We start from the raw sequence: 24,396 nt of genomic DNA on the forward strand, positions 1-24,396 counted from the left end.
GAGGGGCGATGCGGCCCATCGGGCCGCGCGGTCGCAAGCGACCGCACACCCCTCTCCCAGCTACGACTAGGGCCGCGTGAAGAACGCGACCCAAGTCTTCGCATCCCTCTCCCCTCGGGGAGGGGCGAGGGAGAAGTTGGATGGGCTACGAGAATCAGGATTTCGCGGATGTGGTCGGCGGCGTAAGCCCGGCCTTCATCGAAACGCTCTACGCGCGCTTCAAGGCGTCGCCCGAGAGCGTCGAGCCGTCATGGCGCTCCTGGTTCGAGGGTCTCGAAGGCTCGCCCGAAGGCGCATCGTGGCAGCAGCCCAACTGGCCGCTGTCGTCGACCGATGACCTGACCGCCGCGCTCGATCCGACGCAGATGGAGCCGGCGCCCAAGCCCATCAAGGGCGGCGCGCCCAAGCCAGCAGCTGCGGCGGCCCCGTCGCAGGACGCGATCATCCGCGCCGCCAGCGATTCGATCCGCGCGATGCTGCTGATCCGCACGTACCGGGTCAGAGGCCATCTCGCCGCCAATCTCGATCCGCTCGGCCTCTCCCACCGTGAGATGCCCGATGATCTCAAGACCGAATATCACGGCTTCTCCGACGCCGATATCGATCGCCCGGTCTATCTCGGCGGCACGATGGGCCTCGAATGGGCCACGGTCCGCGAATTGGTCGACATCCTGCGCGCCAATTATTGCGGCAATGTCGGCCTCGAATACATGCACATTGCCGATGTCGAGGAGCGCCGCTTCCTGCAGGAGCGGATGGAGGGCAAGGACAAGGCGATCGAATTCACCCCGCTCGGCAAGAAAGCGATCCTCAACAAGGTGATCGAAGCCGAGCAGTGGGAGAAATTCTGCGGCAAGAAGTACGTCGGGACCAAGCGCTTCGGCCTCGACGGTGGCGAAAGCATGATCCCCGCGCTCGAAAGCGTGATCAAATATGGCGGCGCGATGGGCGTCAACGACATCGTCTTCGGCATGGCGCATCGCGGGCGGTTGAACGTCCTCACCAATGTGATGGCGAAGCCGTTCCGCATCATCTTCCACGAATTCGGCGGCGGATCGGATAACCCCGATGATGTCGCGGGTTCGGGCGACGTGAAATATCACCTCGGCACCTCGACCGACCGCGAATTCGACGGGATCAGCGTCCATATGTCGCTGGTCGCCAACCCCTCGCACCTCGAGGCCGAGGACCCCGTCGTGCTCGGCAAGGTCCGCGCGATCCAGACGATTGCAGGCGATCTCGAAACGCACAGCCGCTCGCTGCCGGTGCTGATCCACGGCGACGCGGCGTTCGCGGGGCAGGGGATCGTGTGGGAATGCTTCGGCTTCTCCGGCATCCGCGGCTACAATACCGGCGGCTGCATCCACTTCGTCATCAATAACCAGATCGGCTTCACCACCAGCCCGCAATATGCGCGCAGCTCGCCTTACCCGAGCGATGTGGCGAAGGGCGTCCAGGCGCCGATCTTCCACGTCAATGGCGATGATCCCGAAGCGGTGACCTTCGCCACCAAGATGGCGATCGAATATCGCCAGAAATTCCACCGCGACGTGGTGATCGACATGTGGTGCTATCGCCGCTTCGGCCACAATGAAGGCGACGAGCCGAGCTTCACGCAACCGCTGATGTATGACCGCATCCGCGCGCATCCGCCGGTCAGCGAAATCTACGGCAAGAAACTGACCGAGCAGGGCGTGGTCGACCGCGCCTGGATCGACGAGAATATCAAGCAGTTCACCACCCTGCTCGAAGGCGAATTCGAGGCGGGCGCATCGTACAAGCCGAACAAGGCCGATTGGTTCGCCGGTCGCTGGTCGGGGCTCCACGCGCCGGCCGATTCCGAGACCGAACGGCGCGGCGTCATCACCGGGATCGAACCCAAATTGTTCGATTCGCTCGGCCGTACGCTGACCACGATTCCGGAAGGGCTGACCGTCCATAAGACGCTCAACCGCGTACTCGATGCTAAGCGCGAGATGTTCAAATCGGGTGCCAATTTCGATTGGGCGACCGGCGAAGCGTTGGCGTTCGGGTCGCTGCTGTCGGAAGGCTACGGCGTGCGCCTGTCGGGCCAGGATTCGGGCCGCGGCACTTTCAGCCAGCGCCACGCGGTGTGGGTCGACCAGACCGACGAACACAAATATCTGCCACTCGCGCAGGTCGAGCACGGCTGCGTCGAAGTGCTCGATAGCCCCCTCTCCGAATATGGCGTCCTCGGCTTCGAGTACGGGTATGCCCTAGCCGACCCGAAAACGCTGGTGCTGTGGGAGGCGCAATTCGGCGACTTCATGAACGGCGCACAGATCATGATCGATCAGTTCATCGCCAGCGGCGAGGCCAAGTGGCTGCGCGCCAACGGTCTCGTGATGCTGCTGCCGCACGGGTATGAAGGGCAGGGACCGGAGCATTCGTCCGCGCGCCCCGAACGCTTCCTGCAAATGTGCGCGCAGGACAATATGCAGGTCGCCAATTGCACCACGCCGGCGAATTACTTCCACCTGCTGCGCCGTCAGATGCACCGGCCGTTCCGCAAACCGCTGATCGTGTTCACGCCCAAGTCGCTGCTGCGCCACAAGCTCGCTGTGTCGAAGGCGGCCGATTTCCAGGGCGAGAGTCATTTCATGCGGATCCTCAGCGATCCGTCGGCTCCGGCTGACACGGACGTGAAGCGCCTCGTGCTGTGCACCGGCAAGGTGTCGTACGACCTGATGGAGGCACGCGACGCGGCGGGTGACACGACCACCGCGATCGTCCGGCTCGAACAGCTCTATCCTTTCCCCGGCGAGCCTTTGGTTGCGCGGCTCCAGCGCATGACCAATCTCGAAACCGTCGTGTGGGCGCAGGAAGAGCCGAAGAACAACGGCGCGTGGAGCTTCGTCGATCCGTTTATCGAGGAAGCGCTGACCAAGGCCGGTGGTGCGGTGTCCCGTGCGAAATATGCCGGGCGCGCAGCGTCGGCATCACCCGCCACCGGCTTGATGAAGCGCCACCAGATGGAGCAGGCGGCGCTGATCGCCGACGCGCTCGGGCACAATGTCCGCGAGGAAATCCGGCGGACGCGCAAGGTTTGAGGTGCCCCCGCAGCTGTTCCCTGGCGAAGGCCGGGGCCCAGGTGCGGAGGTTTATGTAACGAAGCGCTGCGACCGACCATCGGCGCTGCGTAACTGAGCCCCGGCCTTCGCCGGGGAGCGAGAAGGCAGAGAAAAACGATGGCAACCGAAGTTACAGTGCCGGTTCTCGGCGAATCGATCACCGAAGCAACGCTTGGCGAATGGCTCAAGCAGCCGGGTGACGCGGTCGCAATCGACGAGCCGATCGCCAGCCTCGAAACCGACAAGGTCTCGGTCGAAGTGCCATCCCCCGTCGCGGGCGTGATGGGGCAACATGCGGTGCAGGTCGGTGATACCGTGCTGGTCGGCGCGATGATCGCGACGATTGATGCTGGCGACGCCGCCCCCGCAAGCGCCCCCGCGCCGCAGCCCGCCGTGCTGGCATCTGCCGCGGCTCCTGCTGCCACCGCCGCGCAGCAGGCCCCCGCTGCCCCGTCCGGTGATACGCCCGCCGCGCTCAGCCCGTCGGTGCGCCGCGCCGTGCTCGAACACGGCGTCGATCCCGCGACGGTCAAAGGCACCGGCAAGGATGGCCGCCTGACCAAGGACGACGTCCTCGCCGCGAAATCCACGCCCGCCGCCCCGGCCCCGAGCGAACCGCTGCCCGTCGCCCCGTCGGTCGCCGCCGCCACCGGCCGCAAGGAAGAGCGCGTCCGCATGACGCGCCTGCGCCAGACGATCGCCAAGCGCCTCAAGGAAGCGCAGAACACCGCCGCGCTGCTGACCACGTTCAACGACGTCGACATGACCGCGGTGATCGAGGCACGCGCGAAATATAAGGATCTGTTCGAGAAGAAGCATGGCGTCCGCCTGGGCTTCATGGGCTTCTTCGTGAAGGCGGCGTGCCTCGCGCTGAAGGACATCCCCAGCGTCAACGCCTCGATCGAGGGCGATGAGATCGTCTATCACGATTACGCCGACATCTCGGTCGCGGTGTCGTCGCCCGGCGGGCTCGTCGTGCCGGTGGTGCGCGATGCCGATCAGATGAGCGTCGCCCAGGTCGAAAAGACAATCGGCGATTTCGGCAAGCGCGCCAAGGATGGCAGCCTCAAGATGGAGGAAATGAAGGGCGGGACCTTCACCATCTCCAACGGCGGCGTGTTCGGCTCGCTCATGTCGACCCCGATCATCAACCCGCCGCAGGCCGCCGTGCTCGGCCTCCACCGCATCGAGGACCGCCCGGTCGTCCGCGACGGCCAGATCGTGATCCGCCCGATGATGTATCTGGCACTCAGCTACGACCACCGCCTGATCGACGGACGCGAAGCGGTGACGTTCCTCGTTGCGCTCAAAAATGCTATCGAGGACCCGACGCGGATTCTGATCGATTTGTGAGGGCAGCATGAACTGGCGCGACCACATTCATTCCGATCCCGGTATTCTGGGTGGAAAGCCGGTCGTGCGCGGGACGCGTATCTCGGTCGAACTGATTCTCGAGTATTTCGAGGATGGCGGCACGGTTGAGGATATTCTCGCTGCCTATCCGCACGTTACTGAAGCCGATGTGCGTGGGGCGATCGCGTTTGCACGCGACCTTCTGCACGAGGAAGCATCGGCGGCGCAGCGCCGCGCCGCGTGATCCGTGGAGTTACTGGCCGACGAAAACCAGCATCCAACCGTGGTCGCCCGTCTCCGACAGGCGGGGTATAGGGTCGAGTATGTCCGAGATTCTTCGCCTGGAGCACAGGACAAACAGATCCTAGCACGGCCAGATATCGGATCGGTGATCTTTCTAACGTACGATCGCGACTTTGGCGATCTCGTCTTCAATCGAGGCTTACAGCCTCCGCTTGCCATCATGTATACGCGCCTCAACCGTGCCAAGCCCGAGCACATTGCCGACCGAATCCTCGCGTTGCTTGAAGCTGGTGTTGCGACAGGCCACATGATCACCATCACCAAAGACGGGGAGCGATTGAAGCCGTTTCCCGCTGGAGCAAACAATGGCTGACCAAACTTACGATTACGACGTCCTGATCATCGGGTCTGGCCCCGGCGGATACGTCGCGGCGATCCGCGCGGCACAGCTTGGCCTGCGCACCGCCTGCGTCGAAAGCCGCGAGACGCTCGGCGGCACGTGCCTCAACGTCGGCTGCATCCCGTCCAAGGCGATGCTCCACGCGAGCGAATATTTCGATGCCGCCGCCAACGGCACGATGGCCAAGCTCGGCATCAAGGTCACCCCCGAGCTCGATTTGCCGACGATGCACGGTCAGCGGCTCGACGCGGTCAAGCAGCTCACTGGCGGCATCGCCTTCCTGTTCAAGAAGAACAAGGTCACCTGGCTGAAGGGCCGCGGTGCCTTCGTCGATGCGCACACCGTGCAGATCGGCGAGCAGACCGTCACCGCCAAGGACGTGGTCATCGCCACCGGCTCCTCGGTCACCACGCTCCCCGGCGTCACGGTCGATAACGACAAGCAGATCGTGGTCGATTCGACCGGCGCGCTCGAATTGCGCAAGGTCCCCGGCCACATGGTCGTCATCGGCGGCGGCGTGATCGGGCTCGAGCTCGGCAGCGTCTGGCGTCGGCTCGGTGCCAAGGTGACGTGCGTCGAATATCTCGACCAGATCCTGCCCGGTTTCGACGGCGAAATCCGCAAGGAATCGCAAAAGATGTTCAAGAAGCAGGGCATCGACTTCAAGCTGTCGACCAAGGTCACGGGCGTCGCGGTCAACGGCGAAACCGCCACCGTTACGATCGAGCCCGCCGCCGGTGGTGCTGCCGAAACGATCGAGGCAGATTGCGTGCTCGTGTCGATCGGCCGCCGCCCCAATACCGACGGCCTCGCGCTCGACAAGGCTGGTCTCAGCGTCAACGCGCGCGGCCAGATCGACACCGACCACCGCTTCCAGACGAGGGTTCCCGGCGTCTGGGCGATCGGCGATGTCATCCCCGGCCCGATGCTCGCGCACAAGGCCGAGGATGAAGGCATTGCGGTCGCCGAGAATATCGCCGGCCTCACCGGCATCGTGAACCACGATGTCATCCCGCTCGTCGTCTACACCTGGCCCGAGATCGCCGGCATCGGCCTGACCGAGGAAGCCGCTGCCGCCAAAGGGGAAATCAAGGTCGGCAAATTCCCGATGGCGGGCAACAGCCGCGCCAAGACCAATCACGATCCCGATGGCTTCGTGAAGATCATCGCCGACGCAAAATCCGACCGCGTGTTGGGCGTCTGGGCGATCGCGGTCCCGGCCGGCACCATGATCGCCGAGGCGGGGCTGGCGATGGAAATGGGCGCGACGAGCGAGGACATCGCCTACACCTGCCATGCACATCCGACGCATTCGGAGGCGATCAAGGAAGCAGCTATGGCGGTGCGGGGCAAGGCGATACACGTCTGATGCGCTCTCAGCGTAGCCAAGCTCAAAATCTTGTTCGTTTTGACAATATGTAATCATTTGGTTTTTTTGACGTAAATTTGCTTTGCATTCGCGACGATTGCTGGCGAAGAAGGTAAAACTCGGGGGGGTTTATTAAAGTTCGTTTGGTATTAACTGTGTCGGGGCTGGCTCTGTTATCCGCTTGCGGCGGAGGCGCTGGCGTCAACGCGACTCCGCCACCGGTCGTTGTAGCGCCCACCCCGTCGCCGTCGCCGTCGCCGTCGCCGTCGCCGTCGCCGACCCCGCCCGCAACCAACGTCTCTCTTTTACCGACGCTGGTAAGTGAGTCGTTCACGAACGACGCAAGCACCGGGAGCGCGACGTTTGCACCGGGCTCCGCCGTTCCAGGCACGGCCGTTCGCTCCACGTTGAGCGTGGCCTATGACGCCATCGCGCGATCGTACACCGTCTCGGTGGCGGGACGGACGCAAACCTTTTCGAGCAAATCAGCGGAAAGCGCCACGACCGTCCAATATGATGTCGCCAATGGTGCTACGACCGACTCTCTGACGCTCACGAAACCGGGCACCACCGGCACGCTTACGTATCAATATGTGGGTGGAGGGTTTTGGCAGCGGCAGGTGAGTGGCAGCAGCAGTGTTTCGGGCTCGTTCGATGCCTTTACCTATGGTGTGACTACGCCTTCGACAGGCATGCCGCGAACGGGAGCTGCCGTCTACGATATCGCACTAATTGGAACGCTTGCGACCGCCTTTCGGCTCGAACCGATCGCGCTTGCTGGAAGTGGTGCCATGACGGCAGACTTCGCGACCGGAATGGCGTCTTTGTCGGGGCCGATTTCAGGCATCAATACGGTGAGCGGAATTACCGAGTTTCGCAGCGGATTTGCTGGCGGCGGGAGCATCGGCACGGGTAATGGAGCCTTTGCAGGCACGTTCACGTTCTTCGGTATGAGCGGGATGATCGGAGAATTGAATGGGCGCTTTTACGGCCCATCCGCTAACGAATTTGGTGCGGTGTTCACGACCAGAGCCGGGAGCAGCGTTGGGGTTAGCGGACCCGGCGGAGATGTTGCGGTCGGCGCGATCATTGGGCGACAGGGCGCACTCGGCGGCAGCACCAGGCTCGACACACTAACCGCTCCGCAGACATTCTCTTCGAATAACGTCGCGTATGCCGCCTATGTTCGGAATACGGCGACGCAGCTTCCCGCCGAATATGTTTCAGTGACGCAGGGCGCTCCGTTTAGTGTTACCTACACACCGGCCACACGCGGTCTTGAATTGAATGGCAATGGCCAGCGAATTGATGCCTCGCTCGACGGGCGCAGCTTTTCCCGTGTCGAGACGAACCTGACGAACTTGAACTTCTCGCAGTCCGATATCGTCGCTGCAGAAAGCAACAGCCGTTTCACCGTTTACCAAAAGACTGATGGCGCGCGAACTTTGCGACTGCTGGCCTATGCGCCCGGTGCAGGGAACGGCGAATTGGCCCTGTCTTACGCGAGTTTCCTGGACCTTCAGATCCGCGACACGTCTGTCGCCGCAGGCAAGGAGCTCGCAACCCGGGTCTATCTTCCATATGGCGCATTAACTCCAGCGACCCAGATGCCACGCGTCGGCGCGGCGACCTATAACGGTAACGTTTACGCGACGGCGACGCCCGTGAGCGGCGGCAGCCCCTTTTCCGATCGCGTCGCCACATCGATTTACGACGTGACTGGGACGGTGAATTTCACGGCCAACTTCGTTGACAACAGCCTGCGGGGTGGAATGACCTTAACTGGTCGCGAGACGCTGACCGGACTCATGCGTGATTTCGACACCTTAACGCTGAACGGCAATATCTCTGGTTCAACTTTCACACTTTATGCGAACCAGTTGTTCAGCGACCATGGCGTGACGGGATCGGCGCTTGGTGCATTTTACGGGCCGGTCGCGAATGAAGCCGCCGGCCAGACGATACTGAACTACAGCTATGTCTCAAATCCAAGTAAAGATGTAAATATAGTCGGCGTTTTTGTCGCGAAGCGCTAGCGCGCAGAGTCTGAAAGACTGGCGTATGCCCTTACTGTACTTGCAGGCCGAGCCTTCCGTTGCGGAAACGCAGCAGCTCGGCCCTGTAGCCTTGTTCGAGCTAGCCGAAGCCAAGCGCGCCACCGGCAACAATACCGACGCTGAGACGATCTACCGTGCCCTGACACGCGATCCTGATCTCGAAATTCGATCCGAGGCGCGCTTCCGGCTCGGTATGTTGCTGGCGGAAGAGAAACGCTACAAGGATGCAGCGATCGTTCTCCGCGCTTTACTCGATGAAAAGCCAGATGGGGCGCGAGTCAGGATGGAGCTGGCGCGCGTGCTTGTGCTTCTTGGTGATTCCGATGGTGCGCGGCGGCAGTTGCGGCAAGCGCGTAGCGGCGCACTTCCCGCTGACGTAGCCGTGGTGGTCGATCAGTTCACCAACGCGCTGCGAACGACCAAACGTTTCGGAGGATCGATCGATGTCGCGATCGCGCCCGATACCAATATCAACCGCGCCACCAATGCGGTCACGCTGGACACAGTCATCGCGCCGTTGACCTTGAGCCGAGATGCGCGCGAAAGATCCGGTTTAGGAGCGAGGCTTGCCGGTCAGGGGTACGCCCGCCTGCCGATCGCGAACCGTATGGCATTGCTCGGACGTGTTTCGGCCGCGGCAAGTCTTTATGGCGAAACGCAATTCAACGACGTGTCGGCGTCCTTGGCGCTCGGTCCTGAGGTCACTTTGCCACGTGACCGTATTCGGCCGACCGCCACCCTGACCAATCGCTATTATGGCGGTGTCTTTTATGCGCGCACGATCGGTGGCGCGATCAATTGGACGCATGTGGTGGGCAGGCGCGGACAGATCGAAATCGATGCCTCCGCCGCACGTGCGGATTACAGCCTGAACGATCTGCAAAGCGGCTCGATTTATAATGCGTCGCTAGCGGTCGAGCGGGCCTTTACCCCGCGCATGGGGGGTAGCATTACCGTGTCGATGGATCGGCAGATCGCGCGCGATCCCGGCTTTGCGAACACCTCAGGCGGCGTCACGGCGTTGGTATGGCGAGACGTCAAGACTGCGACGCTCTTCGGCACGGTTACGTATCGTCACCTCGACGCCGACGCGCGATTGTTACTCTACACCGCAAGGCGTTACGATAATTTCGTTCGGATCGGTACGGGGCTCGTGTTGCGCAAGCTCGCGTTGCTGGCGCTCGCTCCGGTTGCGCGGTTTGCCTACGAACGCAATCGGTCGAGCGTCGGAATATACGACTATCGTCGGCTAAGCGTAGAGCTTGGCGTAACGCGCGCGTTTTAATGCACGCTTCGGAGCAACGGATCGCTTAGACAGCATCATGCTCCCGCTCCACCCCTGGCAATTCGGCTCCATCCTGCCGTGGCTCGATCTGTTCGGGATCGCCGTCTTCGCAATCACCGGGGCGCTCGCTGCCGCCGGGCGCGGACAGACGTTCGTGACGGCGGCGTTCTTCGCGCTCATCACCGGCGTGGGCGGCGGGTCGGTACGCGATCTGCTGATCGGCGCGCCGGTGTTCTGGGTGCATGATCCGTTTGTGTCGGCAATCTGTCTGGCGGTCGCGGGGCTGGTGTGGCTGACGCCGGCCGGCTGGTGGCGTGGGCCGCAGGGGCAGACGACCGCGCTCGACTGGCTCGATGCGGTCGGCCTCGCGGCGTACGCCGTGTTCGGCGCGGCCAAGGCGCTAGCGTTCGGCGTGCCCCCGGTCCCCGCCGCGCTGATGGGTGTGGTGACGGCGTGCGTCGGCGGCATCATCCGCGACGTGCTGGCGGGCGAACCCTCGATCCTGATGCGGCCGGAACTGTATGTGACGGCAGCGGCACTGGCAGCGGGGCTGCACGTCGCGCTGGTGACGCTGGGGGTGGAGCCGACGTTGGCTGCGGGCGTGGCGGCTGCAGCGGGCTTCGCGCTCAGGGCGGCGGCGATCCGGTGGAAGCTGGGGCTGCCGGGGTATGGGGGGCGGGGACGCTAGCGACGTGGCTCGGCCGCCCGCCGCGCCCACTCGCCCTCCGGCTTGAGGTGGTCGATCATCAATGTCGTTGGGTGCGCACGACAAGCTTCAATCGCTTTGGTCCAACGCACTTCAAAATCAGCCAGCGAGGCCGAAGTGAAGTCGAGTTTGCCACCGCGCAATTGTGCCAACGTCCCGAGGCCCAGCATCATCGTATAAAACTCGCCACGCTCCTTTGGTGGAAAGGTAGAACGCCACCAATCCTGATCCAGCACGAACTGGTCGCAGCGATAGCGTAGCACTCCGCCGCCTTTGCCGGGGGAGCGAAAACTGTCATACTCATACGCCATGCGAACCGGCGTCGGCAGCGCCTGACCTTTATCGTCGCGACGGACTTCAAAGCGCGTGGCCCGCGCCGTCGCCAGCGCCGCAGCGTCGAGACCCGGTGCTCGACTACTCGCCGAGACTTCCGCGCGGGTCAGCGCCCCATCGACATCGACGACGCCAACCACAAGCACGCGACCGTGGTGCCCGGCAGCGCGTTCTGCGTCGGGATATGTCTGCTCCGGTTCGGTAGCAACTGTTACATCGCCGCTCAGGTCATAGGGATCGAATCGAATCGGTAACGACACCGGCACCGCGATCGGCGTGTCGTTTGCATCCTTGGCGGGTATGAAACTGCCCGTGCGCACAACGTCCAACGCCGCCGCATCCAGCGCGGGGAAACTGGAACTGCGCACGATGGTCGCCTCTTCGATCGTCCCGGTTTCGTTTACGATTGCCGCGACCGATACCGTGCCGCCGTGCAGCGCGGCCCGTTCCACTTCGGGATAGTCGGGCTTGAGACGGGCTTTCGGTCTCGGCGGAGCTTTCATTTTCGTACGATTGGCGCGTGCAATCGCCATCGCCGGACTATCTGCAGGCGCTGCAACGCTGGTGGTCGGGGTGTCCGGCGCTGCGCCCGGCACCTGTCCGGCGAGGCCCGAAATCATCGTCAACAACGTCCAGTGCATATCGCCCCCTCACCCTTGCCCCGCGCATCCTAACGCCCCATCTCCACCCCGCAACCCGTCGCTTGCGTCACCCGAACAAATCTGGAACAAACCGGCCCCATGCTGACTCATATTTCCGTACGCGGCGCGCGCGAGCACAACCTCAAGGATGTGAGCGTGGACATTCCGCGCGATACGCTGACCGTCATCACCGGCCTGTCCGGGTCGGGCAAATCGAGCCTCGCCTTCGACACGATCTATGCCGAGGGGCAGCGGCGCTATGTCGAATCGCTGTCGGCCTATGCGCGCCAGTTCCTCGAACTGATGCAGAAGCCCGATGTCGACCATATCGAGGGCCTGTCGCCAGCGATCAGCATCGAGCAGAAGACCACCAGCCGCAACCCGCGCTCGACCGTCGCGACCGTCACCGAAATCTACGATTACATGCGTCTGCTGTGGGCGCGCGTCGGCATTCCGTACAGCCCCGCGACCGGCCTGCCGATCTCGGCGCAAACCGTCAGCCAGATGGTCGACCGCGTCATGGCGCTGCCCGAGGGCACGCGGCTCTACTTGCTCGCCCCCGTCGTCCGCGCGCGGAAGGGCGAGTATCGCAAGGAGCTGCTCGAATGGCAGAAGGCCGGCTTCACGCGCGTCCGCATCGACGGCGAGATTTACGAGATCGACGAGGCCCCGGCGCTCGACAAAAAACTGAAGCATGATGTCGAGGTGGTGGTCGATCGCCTCGTCGTCGGCCCCGACATGGCGACGCGCCTGGCCGAGAGTTTCGAGGCTGCGCTGAAGCTCGCCGAGGGGCTGGCCTATGTGGATCTGGTGGATGGCACGGTGGCGGAGGCGCTTTCTGCTCCCCTCCCGCTTGCGGGAGGGGCTGGGGGAGGGGCTGTCCGCGAAATCCCACAGTCGTTTCAAGCGGACATGCCCTCCCCCAGCCCCTCCCGCGAGCGGGAGGGGAGTCTAGGCGGCGCCCCCGAGCAAAAGATGAAGGGCGCCGGCATCCCCGCCAACCGCATCGTCTTCTCCGAAAAATTCGCCTGCCCCGTCTCCGGCTTCACCATCGCCGAAATCGAACCCCGGCTGTTCAGCTTCAACGCACCCCAAGGCGCGTGCCCGGCGTGCGATGGCCTCGGCGAAAAACTGCTGTTCGACGAGGACCTCGTCGTCCCCAACCACGCGCTCAGCATCAAGAAGGGCGCGGTCGTCCCCTGGGCCAAGTCCAACCCGCCGTCGCCATATTACATGCAAGTCCTCGGCAGCCTCGCGCGCGAATTCGGCTTCAGCCTGGAGACGCCGTGGGAGGACCTCCCCGGCGAAGTGCAGCTCATCATCCTCCACGGCACCGGCGGCAAGCCCGTCACGCTCACCTTCATCGACGGCAAGAAGTCGTATGACGTCAAGAAACCGTTCGAGGGCGTCATCGGCAACCTCAACCGCCGCATGCTCAGCACCGAAAGCGCGTGGATGCGCGAGGAACTCTCCAAATACCAAAGCTCCGCCCCGTGCGAAGTGTGCGGCGGCGCGCGCCTCAAGCCCGAGGCACTCGCGGTCAAGATCGGCATGCGCGACATCTCGTCGGTCACACGCCTGTCGGTGGTCGACGCGCTCACCTGGTTCGAGAGCGTCCCCGCCGACCTCTCCACGCAACAAAACGCCATCGCCGAACGCATCCTCAAGGAAATCCTTGAGCGGCTCGGCTTCCTCAACAATGTCGGCCTCGATTACCTCAACCTAGACCGCACCAGCGGCACGCTCTCCGGCGGCGAATCCCAACGCATCCGCCTCGCCAGCCAGATCGGCAGCGGCCTCTCCGGCGTGCTCTACGTGCTCGACGAACCCAGCATCGGCCTGCACCAGCGCGACAATGACATGCTGTTGAAGACGCTCCGCCGCCTGCGCGATCTCGGCAACACCGTGCTCGTGGTCGAACATGACGAGGACGCGATCCGCACCGCCGATTACGTCATCGACATGGGGCCGGGGGCGGGCGTCCACGGCGGCCACATCGTCGCGCAGGGCACGTTCGAGGAAGTGCTCGCGAACGAAAACAGCATCACCGCCGATTACCTCTCCGGCCGCCGCGAAGTCGCCGTGCCGAAAACCCGGCGCAAGGGCAATGGCAAGAAACTCACCGTCCACAACGCCACCGCCAACAACCTCAAGGGCGTCACGGCAAGCCTCCCGCTCGGCACCTTCACCTGCATCACCGGCGTCTCGGGCAGCGGCAAATCGAGCTTCACGATCGACACGCTCTACGCCGCCGCCGCGCGCTCGCTCAACGGTGCGCGCGTGCTCGCGGGCAAGCACGACAAGGTCACCGGCCTGCAGTATCTCGACAAGGTCATCGATATCGACCAGTCGCCGATCGGCCGCACCCCGCGCAGCAACCCCGCCACCTATACCGGCGCCTTCACGCAAATCCGCGACTGGTTCGCCGGCCTCCCCGAAAGCCAGGCACGCGGCTACAAACCCGGGCGTTTCTCGTTTAACGTCAAGGGCGGCCGGTGCGAGGCGTGCCAGGGCGACGGGCTGCTCAAGATCGAAATGCACTTCCTCCCCGACGTCTATGTCACTTGCGACGTGTGCCACGGCGCGCGCTACAATCGCGAGACGCTCGAGGTGAAGTTCAAGGGCCTCAGCATCGCCGACGTGCTCGACATGACGGTCGAGGATGCGGTCGAATTCTTCAAGGCCGTCCCCCCCATCCGCGACAAGATGGCGATGCTGGCCGAGGTCGGCCTGGGCTACGTCAAGGTCGGCCAGCAAGCGACGACGCTCTCGGGCGGCGAGGCGCAGCGCGTCAAACTCGCCAAGGAACTGTCGCGCCGCGCGACCGGCCAGACGCTGTATATCCTCGACGAACCCACCACCGGCCTCCATTTCGAGGATGTCCGCAAATTGCTCGAAGTGCTGCACCAACTGGTCGAACAGGGGAATACCGTGGTCGTGATCGAGCACAACCTCGACGTGATCAAGACCGCGGATTGGGTGCTCGATCTCGGGCCGGAGGGCGGCGTCAAGGGCGGGGAAATCGTCGCGGAGGGCACGCCGGAGGTGGTCGCGAAGGCTAAGGGGAGCTTTACGGGGCGGTATTTGGCGCCGTTGTTAACAGGGCGGTGAGGGGCATTTCCCGGTGAGCGGCAAGTGATTCTCTTTGGTATCGGCTGCCCGACGGTTGCGGCATATCGATGCGATTTTGGCTTCTGATGGATGCTTCAAAGCCACTTCGGCTCAAAAAACTGTCCTACAATGTCGCTTATTGAACGCGCTTTTGTGATCCCCATATTGCTATTCAAGCGATAATCGGTTTTAAGCCGTTCAAGCTTCCATCCGAAGCTCGGTTGGATGTGCGTTAATGAGTGCGTAATAGGCCATGATATACAATTTTGAAACTCGTTCGCTTGCCAGTCGTTATCGAGTGGCATTTTTTATCAACCTACTCGCAAGAGTCTGACTAGAGGAGGACAGTTTATGCAGTTGCAATCCGAGCGATTTTCGGATCGCTTCTCGGCGCTCTTCGAACAGGAAGGGCTGATGAACGTAAAGTTTTTTGTAAAAAACAAGAGCGGCGTCTCATTGGCAAATTTTCTCGAAGAGGCTGCGGAAATTCAATCAACGATCGCTGCTGGCGATTTTAAGGTGATTGATAGCGTTGATGGGGAGACGCTTCAGAAGCGATTTGACGCCGCCTTCTGATTGTCATAATTAAAACCCTAACGTGAAGGGGGCGGTTGTCCGCCCCCTTTTTTTATCTTCGTGGTGGGGCGTCAAAGTGTCTTTTTCTCTTGATGAAGTGCTTTTTGGTGTTCTGGCTCAGTACCATCGCCAACACGATCTGACCCAAGTTCCTGTTAAAGTAGACCTTCTGCGTCCGATGATGGAGGAGCGAGGTTTTGCTGACCGAATAATTTGGGAAAAATATGATTTCGCGGTTAGAAATATCGCCGCGCAAATCGCGTTTTTTCGGGGTGCTATGGGAGTTTATGCGGGCGCGGGCGATTACGCGCGAATTCAATATTCTTCAGGCCTAAATTTTTGTTGGGAGCGCTTCGTTCTCTGCAAAGAGATGTATCATTGCATTATCGATAATTCGATTGGTAATCGTGTTACCAATCTGGCGGACCTAATGAAATTGGCCGAGTATCTAGTCGACGATACTGTATCCACGCTAGAGCCATTTAGTCCACACGGAACGGAGCAAGATGCCGAAATTTTGGCTCTTGAAACTCTCTTCCCACTGGAACTTAGGCAGACGCACCAACCTGACTACGATGCTGGGAAGATAACCGATCACCAGCTCGCGCTACGGTACAGAATACCCGAGCAATATGCCAGGTTGGCGATGTATCCGAACTACAATTCCGTAATTAAGCGTATTCGAACGAAATTGGTCATCATCACGTAGTGTACAAGGGTGTATTCCCAGGCAACGCTATGGGAAACCCGCATCCCCCGCCCAGCCCAAGTCCCGACACTCGCCCGCACCCGCAAGAACAGCCAATCCGGGATTTCGCTATAAAAGGGCGTGCCGTCGTCCAGCACGCGCACATCCGACCCCGGCCAGCGGAAGCTGTTGACATCGTTGGTCACGATCCAGCTCCGCTCGCGCGCCCTCACTCGGTCCGTTTGGTCACCTTCAACCGCCCAGCCGCGACTTGCCGGTTTACGGCAACGCGCAGCTTTTCGAACAGCAATTCCGGGATCGCGTCGTACACCGGCGTATCGCGGCCCGGCGCAACGCGGATGTCCGGGCCGGGCCAGACGAAACGATTGAGTTCGCTGGTGACGATCCAGCTTCGCTCCTGATCCAGCCCAAGCTGGCGCTTGACCTTGGCGGGTATTTCGACAGCGGCCTGCGGGTCGTTGGGCATGCTGTGCGTCACCGGCGCGACGGTGATCTCGGTCTGCGTCTCTCGCACGATCCGCGCGATGACGACGACGGCGGGGCGATCCTTCAGCCCTTCGTCCTGTCCCCGCTCGGCCTCGCGCGCCCACAAATAGGCGTAACTGATAACGTCAGCCGGGCTCGGAATCGTCCATGAGGTAGTTGAGCGCCTTGGACCGCTCGGAGACTTCGGCGGTGAGGATGGCGTTGAGCGTTGAGTCATCCAGATCCTCCGTCCTGATCACCTCGCGGTCGCGCCGTTTCAGCCGCTCATATTCCTTGAACGAGAGCATCACGACGCGCGTCGTGCCGTGCCGCGTGATCCCGACCGGACGCTGCATCGCCTCATCGGTGTAGAAACCGAAGCGATTGGCGACATCCTTGGCCGAGACGGCGAGGAGGGGTTCTGACATGGCACAAACTCTCGTGTCGATAGCCGTTGTGGCGATAATAGGGATTATAGTCGAAGTTGCCAATTTGGCAATCCCGTCGGGATAGCGTCGCGGCGAAGCCGCGCCGGGGTACCCCACAAAGTAATACTTTGTGGGGACCCGATCGTCGGTCGCGGCTGCTGGCCGCGCCGGCCGTCCCGGCGCGCGGCGGGGCCTCGCGATTAGCTCGGCTAATCGCTCGGGCGCGCCGGTAGCTGTCCTACAAACCCCACCCTGCTATATCCTCGCCCCCTCATCCACCCAATGAGGAGCCGAGCCATGCCCAACCGTCACCCCGACGCCGTCCCGCTCTCCCCGCGGCACGACCACGCGACCGCCTTCACCGCCGCCGAGCACGAGATCCGCGCGCAGTGGGAGCAACTGGTCGACGCGCGCCTGATCGGCACCACCGCGCCCCTGTCGGACGAAACGCGCGCCGCGATCGCGGCGGCGGAGCGCACGCTCGGGCTGCGGCGATAGGGTGCCGATGGTGCGACTCTGGTGTGACTTTACGGGGGCGGGGAGGGTGTCGATGGTGTGACTCGTGTGACGTTAAGGAATGTGTTTACGCCTAACTTGCCTAAACTTCCGGCGCGCGCGGGCAGGGCGGGATGGTCCTGGATCCCCTGACGTCGGTCGTCGCTTGGGTCGCGCCGCGGCAAAGCCACGTCGTGGAACGGCGCTGCTGGCGCCGTCCGCCGGGCGCGCCGCTCGGCGCGGTGCAGCTTGCTGCACCTTGGCGGCGTGCCGCAACCTTTCCCGTCCCCAAGCATTCCACCCCCACAACGATCACGTGGAGGAAACCCAATGCGCACGCTCACGCTCGGCCTGCTGGCCGCAACCGTCGCCCTTGCTGGCTGTACCGATTATGGCAACGGCCCGGCGCGCGGCTATGACAGCCGCTACGCCCAATATGATTACGACCGGCCCGATCCGGCGTATAATGGCTATGATGCGTCGCGCTATTACCGCGAGGACCGTCGCCGCTATCAGGAGCGTCAGCTCAGCGCCAACGACCGCGTCTATCGTGGCAGCGACGGGCGCTATTATTGCCGTCGCAATGACGGCACGACCGGTCTGGTCGTCGGCGGTATCGCTGGCGGTGCGCTCGGTGCGGCGATTGCACCCGGCGGCTCGGGCTTGCTCGGTGCGCTGATCGGCGGCGTCGGTGGTGCGCTTGCCGGCCAGGCGATCGATAAGGACGGTCAGCGCGGCGGTCGCTGCCGTTGATCATCCGGCGGTGCGGTGGCATTCTGCCCCGCACCGCCTCCTGACCCCCTGAAGCGAGACCGCGCCATGGCAACGCCCCCAGAGCCTCCCAAAGCCCCCAAGGGCGCACAGCCCGCGACGCCCGCCCCGCGCCGCTCCGCGCGCACGGCCGGCACGGCCAAGGCCCCGTCGCCCAAGCGCGCCGCCAAGCCCGCTGCGCCCAAGCCCGCGGAGGTAAGCGCTGCATCCACCGCGCCTGCTGCCGCGCCCGCGCCGCAGTCCAAGGCCACCGCGCGTCCCGTTCCCAAGCGCTCGACCACGCGCAAAGCCGTAACCCCCGCGTCGGCATCGTCGGCCAAGGGCAAGCCTGGTCCCAAGCCCAAGGCGGCGTCTGCTGCCAAGGCCACGGCAAAGGCTCCAGCAAAGTCGGATGCGAAGACGGCGTCCGGTGTGCGCCGGTCGGTCGCCGCCGCGCTTCCCACAGTGGCCCCCCGCACGGCCTGGTCCCTCGGCGCCGTTGCGCTTGCCGCCGGAGCCGGGATTGCCGCCTTCCTCACGCGCGGCCGGATCATGGCGTTGCTCAACGGCAAGGCGGATGAGGGTCATGTGCCGACCGATCTGCTCGATCCAAACCGTAACGCCGACGACCGCGCCGTCGCGGATTTTCGTCCCAACATGTCTGCGCCAATGACGGCAGCGGAACGCGAGGCGCTGCGCCCGCCGCCCGGTCTGCCGAACTAACCTGCGATCCTACAGGGTGGATTGCACGCCCGCCCTTGCGCACCCATATCGCCTGACATGAGCGAGAACAAAATGGTGTGGCACGGCACCACGATCCTGTCCGTGCGCAAGAATGGCCGTGTCGTCGTCGCCGGAGACGGCCAGGTGACGCAGGGCCAGACGGTGATGAAGCCCAATGCGAAGAAGGTGCGGCGGCTCGGCGACGGGTCGGTGATCGGCGGGTTCGCCGGCGCGACCGCCGATGCCTTCACGCTGTTCGAGCGGCTGGAACGCAAGCTGGAGCAGCATCACGGCCAATTGCTGCGTGCCGCGGTCGAGCTGGCGAAGGACTGGCGCACCGACAAATACCTCCGCAATCTGGAGGCGATGATGATCGTCGCCGACAAGGACGTGACGCTGATCCTGACGGGGACTGGCGACGTGCTGGAGCCGGAAGGCGGGCCCAATGGCACGGTCGCCGCGATCGGTTCGGGCGGGAATTTCGCCTTGTCGGCGGCGCGCGCGCTGTCCGATTACGAAGCCGATGCCGAGACGATCTGCCGCAAGGCGATGGGCATCGCGGCCGAGCTATGCGTCTACACCAACGACCGGCTGACGGTCGAAAGCCTCGAAGCCTCCTGATTTCCTCCCCTCCCGCTTGCGGGAGGGGATTGAGGGGTGGGCGCGCGCTCTCCCCGAAACGCAATCGCTCGCGGATGAAGCGAGCCCACCCCCGACCCCTCCCGCCAGCGGGAGGGGGGAAGAAGAGAAAATGAACGACGCCCTCACCCCCAAAGCCATCGTCCGCGCGCTCGACGAGCACATCATCGGCCAGCAGGACGCCAAACGCGCGGTCGCGGTCGCGATGCGCAACCGCTGGCGTCGGCAGCAGCTCTCGCCCGATCTGCGCGACGAGGTTTCCCCGAAGAACATCCTGATGATCGGGCCGACCGGTTGCGGCAAGACCGAGATCAGCCGTCGTCTGGCCAAGCTCGCCGATGCGCCCTTCATCAAGGTCGAGGCGACCAAATTCACCGAAGTCGGCTATGTCGGCCGCGACGTCGAACAGATTGCGCGCGATCTGGTCGAGGAAGCGATCCGGCTGGAGAAGGATCGCCGCCGCGTCGCCGTGAAGGACAAAGCCGAGGAAGCCGCGATGACGCGGCTGCTCGATGCGCTGACCGGCAAGGGCGCCAGCGAGGCGACGCGCGAAGCCTTCCGCCAGCGGCTGCACGACGGCCATCTGCGCGATACCGAGATCGAGATCGAACTCGAAGCCGCACCGCAAATGCCCTTCGACGTTCCCGGCGGCGGCGCACAGATGATCAACCTCAGCGAGATGATGGGCAAGGCGTTCGGGCAGGGCCAGCTCAAGCGTCGCAAGCTCACCGTCCCCGCCGCGTGGGACAAGCTCGTCGAGGAGGAAGCCGACAAGCGCCTCGATCAGGACGAAGTATCCCGCATGGCGCTCGCCGATGCCGAGGCCAACGGTATCGTCTTCCTCGACGAGATCGACAAGATCGCGGTCAGCGACGTGCGCGGCGGATCGGTCAGCCGTGAGGGCGTGCAGCGCGATCTGCTGCCGTTGATCGAGGGCACGACCGTCGCGACCAAATATGGCCCGATGAAGACCGACCATATCCTGTTCATCGCCAGCGGCGCGTTCCACGTCGCCAAGCCGAGCGACCTGTTGCCAGAGCTCCAGGGCCGCCTGCCGATCCGTGTCGAGCTGAAGGCGCTGACCGAGGACGATTTCGTCGCGATCCTCAGCGACACCAAGGCCTCACTGACGCAGCAATATGTCGCGCTGATCGCGACCGAGAATGTCGGTGTCGAGTTCACCGTCGATGGCATCCGCGCGGTCGCGAAGATCGCCGCCGAAGTGAATGGCGAGATCGAGAATATCGGCGCGCGGCGGTTGCAGACGGTGATGGAAAAGCTGCTCGAAGACGTCAGCTTCAATGCCGAGGACCGCGGCGGGGAGACGGTTGTCGTCGACGCCGCTTATGTCGAGACGCATCTGGCAAGCATCGCGCGCAACACCGATCTCAGCCGGTTCGTGCTCTAGCGGGTCGCCGCCGCCGGAGCCGCCACCCGGTCCCACGGCACGAAATTGCCCAACCGACAGCGCGGCCCAGCGATCCCGCCGCCGCCGCGCTGGAGCGTGTAGAATTGGTCGTTGCGGCACAATTGCCCGCCGAACACCTCGGTGACGATCAGCGCGTCGCTGTTGAGGCCGGGGCAGGCATCGGGCAGATCGTTACGCCACACCCGCGCCCCGTCCTGGTAAAGCAAAATCCGGTTGCCGATTACTCGCGGTGTCGAAATCCGGCTGTTCGACAGGCACGTTTCGGGCTTGCCCGGCACCCGCCCGGCAAGCGCGCGGTCGAGATCCTTGCTGTCCGACCCGGTCATCGCGCCAAGCGCCGCGACCAAGCCGAGCGCGCGGATCATGGCTTGCGGTAGGGGACGAAGTCACCAAAGATGCAACTGCCACTTTGCACGCTGCTGACCAGATCGATTGTCCGGACGATGTCGCCGCGGCAAAATTGGCTGCTAAAGGTGGTCGTCACGATCGCATCACCACGCCGCAGCCCGAAACATCCACCGCCGGTGTCGGTCCGCATGATGTCGTTGCGGCCGTTTTTGTACAGGATCGTGTCGCCCACCCGGGTGCTTTCGCGATAGCGGACGGGACTGATGCACGACTGCGGCTTCCCCGCGACGAGCCCGGCCAATTGCTTGTCGAGATCGATCTTGTCCCTTGCATCCTGCCGCGCCTGATACCCCTTGGTATCGGCCGAAAGGGCGGAAGCGCCGCCAAGCAACAGGATTGCGGGAAGAATGAATCGGTACATGCTACGCGTCCTTTTCAAAGCGTCTGCCCCACCTGCCTTATACCGCATCCGCCGCTAGAAAACATCCTTCGCCGCACGCCGTTCGGCAAGCTGTTCGGCCGAGGACGCGCGCAGGAAGGGATTGGTGGCCAGCTCCAGCGCGATCGTCGTGGGCACGGTCGGCTCGCCCGCCGCACGCTTGGCGTCTACGTCGCTCATCCGCTCGGTAACCGCGGCATTGTCGGGCTCGGCCGCCGCGGCATAGCGCCCATTCGACTGGGTATATTCGTGCGCGCAATACACGATCGTCTCGGGGGGCAAAGTCGCCAGGCGCTGCATATTGGCATACATCTGCGCGGGGCCACCCTCGAACAATCGGCCGCAGCCCATCGCGAAGAGCGTGTCGCCGCTGAACAGCGCGGCATCGTCGGCCATGTGGAAGACGATGTGCCCGGCGGTGTGACCCGGTGTCTCCATTACGGTCGCGACATGCGCGCCGATGCGCACCGTGTCGCCCTCGCGCAGGGCCACGTCGAGTGTCGGGATCTTCTCCGCTTCGGCGGCGGGGCCGCTGACCGTTGCGCCGAGCGCCTTGATCGCGGCATTGCCGTCGGTGTGATCGGGGTGCCAGTGCGTGTTCCAGATCTGCGAGATCTTCCAGCCTCGCGCCTCGGCTTCGGCTAGAACCGGTGCCGCCTCGCTCGGATCGACCACGATCGTCTCGTTCGATGCGGGATCATGCACCAGCCAGACATAATTGTCGCTCAGCGCCGGGATGCGGACGATTTCGAGGTTGCTTGGCATTACCATTCCCCCACATTGGGCATCGACACCCATGGTTCCGCTGGCGCGAGCGCCGGGCCGTCCTGCAGCAATTCGATCGAGATCAGGTCGGGCGTGCGGACGAACGCCATATTGCCGTCGCGCGGCGGGCGGTTGATCGTCACGCCGCCGTCCATCAACCGCTGGCAGGTCTCGTAGATATCATCGACATAATAGGCCAGATGCCCGAAATTGCGGCCGCCGGTATAGACTTCGGCGGGCTGTCCCTCGGCCGGCCAATTATAGGTCAGCTCGACTTCGGCGCTGGCGCGCTGGCCTGGCGCGGTCATGTCTTCAGGCGTCGCGAGGAAGATCAGCGTGAAGCGCCCCGCCGTGCTTTCCATGCGCCGCACCTCTTCAAGCCCAAGCAGCTTGAAGAACGCAACCGTCGCGTCGGGATCGGTCACGCGGATCATCGTGTGGAGGTATTTCATCAGTCACGCGGCTCCTGTCGGCAGTCATGGTGCAGATAGGCGCAGCGGCGGTCTCACGCCAGTGCGATGGCGCGATCGGACGATATCAAAAAGCGATTATGGCTTGGCGTCGAACTGCTTGAGCGCTGCCGCTGCCGCCTTTCCCGCCGCGCTGTCTGGCCGCAGCGTCACCGCTTCGCGCCACGCCGCACGCGCGCCAGCCTCGTCACCCGCCAGCGCAGCGATGTTGCCGGCTTCGAGTTGCACCGCCGGATCGTCCGCGCCCAGGCGCAGCGCCTCGGCAATGTCAGTTTTCGCGCGCACCACCTGCTGTTCGCGCCGTGCGAGCGTTGCCGAGAGCAGCCACGCCAGCGGATCGGCCGGAACTTCGGTCAGCGCCCGATCGAGATCGTCGCGTGCCCCCTCTGGATCGTTGCTCGCGACCATCGCCCGCGCGCGGTCGAGATGCGCCTCGCCCAGCGGCAGGCCTTTCAGCGTCCCGCCCGAGATTGCCGCATCGAGCGCGCTTCGTGCCTTGGCCGCGTCGCCAGCTGCAAGCCAGGCGTTCCCCGCCTGCGCCCAGTAATTGGCATCGCGCGTATCGCCGGCCTTTTCGGCGGCGCGCGCAGCGCTTTCGAACGATGCGGCCGCCGCCGACCAGCGCGCTTCATTGGCATAGGCCATGCCGAGGCACTGGCTGGCGAAGAAGCTGCCGCCCGCCAATTGCCATTGGCCCGCTTCGGCTTCGGCGGCAGTCGGATCGCTTTTCGCGCGGTCGAGGCAGCGTTCGTAACGATCCGCGACCGGCGCGGGCGGGCCGACCGCGGTGGCGGCCTGGGCGAGCAAGAACAACAGGATCATAAGGCGCGCATCACATCCTCTAGTGCCGCGATCAGCGCGGCGAGGTCCGCATCGCGCGACAGGCGGTGGTCACCGTCCTTGATCAACTGCACCTGCACATTGGCTGAACGCAGCAATTCGGCCAGCCGGACGGCGCGGTTCCACGGCACGTCGGTATCCGCCATGCCCTGCAGCAACCGCACCGGCACATCGATCGGGAGCCCGGTAAACATCACGCGATTGGCCTCGCCCGATTGCCAGAAGGCGCGGGTGTAGACCATCGGTAGATCGGCATAGCGTCCGACCCGTTCGAGCCGCCCGTCGGAGAGCAGCGTCAATTTCTCCTCCACGCTGAAGCCCCAGTCGGTGAAATCGGGCGCGGGCGCGATGCCGACGAGTCCGGCGACCTGCTCCGGCCGGTCGCGCGCGACCAGCAGCATCAGCCATCCGCCCATCGATGATCCGACCAGTACCGCCGGCCCATCGACCAGTTCATCGAGCATCGTCACGACATCATCGCGCCAACCAGCAAGTGTCTGTTCCTCGAACGCGCCCTCGCTATGGCCGCATCCGCCATAATCGAAGCGGAGGTACGCGCGACCCGTCCGCTTGGCCCACGCCTCCAGCGCCAGCGCCTTGGTGCCCTCCATGTCCGAGCCATAGCCGGGCAGGAACACGACCGTGGGGCCGGTGCCGGGGGTCTTGTGATAGGCGAGGGCGGGGCGGGGCGGGGGCGCGGGGGTGTCGGTCATGCCCTCGACTTAGCGCG

Annotated in this window: 25 protein-coding genes; 16 read left to right on the forward strand and 9 right to left on the reverse strand. The window is 63.7% G+C overall.

Annotated features, from left to right (window positions below):
- Positions 1-140: 140 nt before the first annotated feature.
- The 8 genes from HMP06_RS16160 to HMP06_RS16195 all read left to right on the forward strand — a co-directional run bounded on the left by HMP06_RS16160 (position 141) and on the right by HMP06_RS16195 (position 10,487).
- The gene (locus HMP06_RS16160) at positions 141-3,071 is read left to right on the forward strand and encodes a 2-oxoglutarate dehydrogenase E1 component (protein ID WP_176498000.1); all 2,931 of its coding nucleotides are present in this window, start codon (positions 141-143) and stop codon (positions 3,069-3,071) included.
- A 138-nt stretch (positions 3,072-3,209) separates the two neighbouring features.
- Entirely contained in the window at positions 3,210-4,445 is a 1,236-nt protein-coding gene (gene odhB, locus HMP06_RS16165; RefSeq protein ID WP_176498001.1) for a 2-oxoglutarate dehydrogenase complex dihydrolipoyllysine-residue succinyltransferase, read from the forward strand.
- A gap of 7 nt (positions 4,446-4,452) precedes the next feature.
- Entirely contained in the window at positions 4,453-4,689 is a 237-nt protein-coding gene (locus HMP06_RS16170; protein WP_176498002.1) for a DUF433 domain-containing protein, read from the forward strand.
- Between the two features lie 3 nt (positions 4,690-4,692).
- Entirely contained in the window at positions 4,693-5,061 is a 369-nt protein-coding gene (locus HMP06_RS16175) for a DUF5615 family PIN-like protein (protein ID WP_176498003.1), read from the forward strand.
- A complete protein-coding gene (lpdA, locus tag HMP06_RS16180) occupies positions 5,054-6,457 on the forward strand; it encodes a dihydrolipoyl dehydrogenase (RefSeq protein ID WP_176498004.1) in 1,404 nt (467 codons plus the stop codon). Before HMP06_RS16175 ends, lpdA begins: the two co-directional genes overlap by 8 nt.
- 413 nt (positions 6,458-6,870) lie before the next feature.
- The gene (locus HMP06_RS16185) at positions 6,871-8,493 is read left to right on the forward strand and encodes a transferrin-binding protein-like solute binding protein (RefSeq protein ID WP_176498005.1); all 1,623 of its coding nucleotides are present in this window, start codon (positions 6,871-6,873) and stop codon (positions 8,491-8,493) included.
- 25 nt (positions 8,494-8,518) lie between these two features.
- Positions 8,519-9,799, forward strand: coding sequence for a tetratricopeptide repeat protein (locus tag HMP06_RS16190; RefSeq protein ID WP_176498006.1), 1,281 nt, complete (start codon positions 8,519-8,521; stop codon positions 9,797-9,799).
- Positions 9,800-9,836: 37 nt separating this feature from the next.
- Complete coding sequence (locus HMP06_RS16195; protein ID WP_176498007.1) at positions 9,837-10,487, forward strand: trimeric intracellular cation channel family protein; 651 nt, start codon at positions 9,837-9,839, stop codon at positions 10,485-10,487.
- Here HMP06_RS16195 and HMP06_RS16200 read toward each other — a convergent pair.
- A complete protein-coding gene (locus HMP06_RS16200) occupies positions 10,484-11,458 on the reverse strand; it encodes an energy transducer TonB (protein WP_232089987.1) in 975 nt (324 codons plus the stop codon). The genes HMP06_RS16195 and HMP06_RS16200 overlap by 4 nt on opposite strands.
- 120 nt (positions 11,459-11,578) lie before the next feature.
- On the opposite strand from HMP06_RS16200, the gene uvrA reads away from it, so the two are divergent.
- The 3 genes from uvrA (at position 11,579) to HMP06_RS16215 (ending at position 15,875) form a co-directional block, all read left to right on the forward strand.
- Positions 11,579-14,590: an excinuclease ABC subunit UvrA gene (uvrA, locus tag HMP06_RS16205; protein WP_176498009.1), complete on the forward strand. Its 3,012-nt coding sequence runs from the start codon at positions 11,579-11,581 to the stop codon at positions 14,588-14,590.
- A gap of 351 nt (positions 14,591-14,941) precedes the next feature.
- Positions 14,942-15,166 (forward strand): hypothetical protein, encoded by a 225-nt coding sequence (locus HMP06_RS16210; RefSeq protein ID WP_176498010.1) that lies wholly within the window; start codon positions 14,942-14,944, stop codon positions 15,164-15,166.
- Positions 15,167-15,188: 22 nt separating this feature from the next.
- Positions 15,189-15,875: a hypothetical protein gene (locus tag HMP06_RS16215; protein ID WP_176498011.1), complete on the forward strand. Its 687-nt coding sequence runs from the start codon at positions 15,189-15,191 to the stop codon at positions 15,873-15,875.
- Positions 15,876-16,083: 208 nt separating this feature from the next.
- Here the strand turns inward: HMP06_RS16215 and HMP06_RS16220 are convergent, their stop codons facing one another.
- Entirely contained in the window at positions 16,084-16,467 is a 384-nt protein-coding gene (locus tag HMP06_RS16220) for a type II toxin-antitoxin system PemK/MazF family toxin (protein ID WP_232089749.1), read from the reverse strand.
- Between the two features lie 19 nt (positions 16,468-16,486).
- Complete coding sequence (locus tag HMP06_RS16225; protein ID WP_176498013.1) at positions 16,487-16,768, reverse strand: type II toxin-antitoxin system Phd/YefM family antitoxin; 282 nt, start codon at positions 16,766-16,768, stop codon at positions 16,487-16,489.
- A gap of 297 nt (positions 16,769-17,065) precedes the next feature.
- On the opposite strand from HMP06_RS16225, the gene HMP06_RS16230 reads away from it, so the two are divergent.
- From HMP06_RS16230 to hslU, 5 genes are all read left to right on the forward strand, one after another.
- The gene (locus HMP06_RS16230; protein ID WP_176498014.1) at positions 17,066-17,266 is read left to right on the forward strand and encodes a hypothetical protein; all 201 of its coding nucleotides are present in this window, start codon (positions 17,066-17,068) and stop codon (positions 17,264-17,266) included.
- A gap of 327 nt (positions 17,267-17,593) precedes the next feature.
- Complete coding sequence (locus HMP06_RS16235; RefSeq protein ID WP_176498015.1) at positions 17,594-18,016, forward strand: hypothetical protein; 423 nt, start codon at positions 17,594-17,596, stop codon at positions 18,014-18,016.
- A gap of 66 nt (positions 18,017-18,082) precedes the next feature.
- Positions 18,083-18,736: a hypothetical protein gene (locus tag HMP06_RS18010; RefSeq protein ID WP_269473388.1), complete on the forward strand. Its 654-nt coding sequence runs from the start codon at positions 18,083-18,085 to the stop codon at positions 18,734-18,736.
- A 57-nt stretch (positions 18,737-18,793) separates the two neighbouring features.
- The gene (hslV, locus tag HMP06_RS16245; protein ID WP_176498016.1) at positions 18,794-19,357 is read left to right on the forward strand and encodes an ATP-dependent protease subunit HslV; all 564 of its coding nucleotides are present in this window, start codon (positions 18,794-18,796) and stop codon (positions 19,355-19,357) included.
- Positions 19,358-19,487: 130 nt separating this feature from the next.
- On the forward strand, positions 19,488-20,783 hold the full coding sequence (hslU, locus tag HMP06_RS16250) for an ATP-dependent protease ATPase subunit HslU (RefSeq protein ID WP_176498017.1): 1,296 nt from the start codon (positions 19,488-19,490) through the stop codon (positions 20,781-20,783).
- Here hslU and HMP06_RS16255 read toward each other — a convergent pair.
- From HMP06_RS16255 to HMP06_RS16280, 6 genes are all read right to left on the reverse strand, one after another.
- A complete protein-coding gene (locus tag HMP06_RS16255; protein WP_176498018.1) occupies positions 20,780-21,169 on the reverse strand; it encodes a hypothetical protein in 390 nt (129 codons plus the stop codon). The genes hslU and HMP06_RS16255 overlap by 4 nt on opposite strands.
- Positions 21,166-21,573 carry a hypothetical protein gene (locus HMP06_RS16260; RefSeq protein ID WP_176498019.1) on the reverse strand — a complete coding sequence of 136 codons (408 nt, stop codon included), beginning with the start codon at positions 21,571-21,573 and terminating at the stop codon, positions 21,166-21,168. Before HMP06_RS16260 ends, HMP06_RS16255 begins: the two co-directional genes overlap by 4 nt.
- A 54-nt stretch (positions 21,574-21,627) precedes the next feature.
- On the reverse strand, positions 21,628-22,356 hold the full coding sequence (gloB, locus tag HMP06_RS16265) for a hydroxyacylglutathione hydrolase (RefSeq protein ID WP_176498020.1): 729 nt from the start codon (positions 22,354-22,356) through the stop codon (positions 21,628-21,630).
- Positions 22,356-22,808 (reverse strand): VOC family protein, encoded by a 453-nt coding sequence (locus HMP06_RS16270; protein WP_332103009.1) that lies wholly within the window; start codon positions 22,806-22,808, stop codon positions 22,356-22,358. Before HMP06_RS16270 ends, gloB begins: the two co-directional genes overlap by 1 nt.
- Positions 22,809-22,904: 96 nt before the next feature.
- Entirely contained in the window at positions 22,905-23,648 is a 744-nt protein-coding gene (locus HMP06_RS16275; protein WP_176498021.1) for a tetratricopeptide repeat protein, read from the reverse strand.
- Positions 23,645-24,379 carry an alpha/beta fold hydrolase gene (locus HMP06_RS16280; protein WP_176498022.1) on the reverse strand — a complete coding sequence of 245 codons (735 nt, stop codon included), beginning with the start codon at positions 24,377-24,379 and terminating at the stop codon, positions 23,645-23,647. The genes HMP06_RS16275 and HMP06_RS16280 overlap by 4 nt, the downstream gene beginning before the upstream one ends.
- Between the last annotated feature and the right edge of the window lie 17 nt (positions 24,380-24,396).

This window comes from Sphingomonas sp. HMP6, from assembly GCF_013374095.1.
Classification (GTDB): Bacteria; Pseudomonadota; Alphaproteobacteria; order Sphingomonadales; family Sphingomonadaceae; genus Sphingomonas.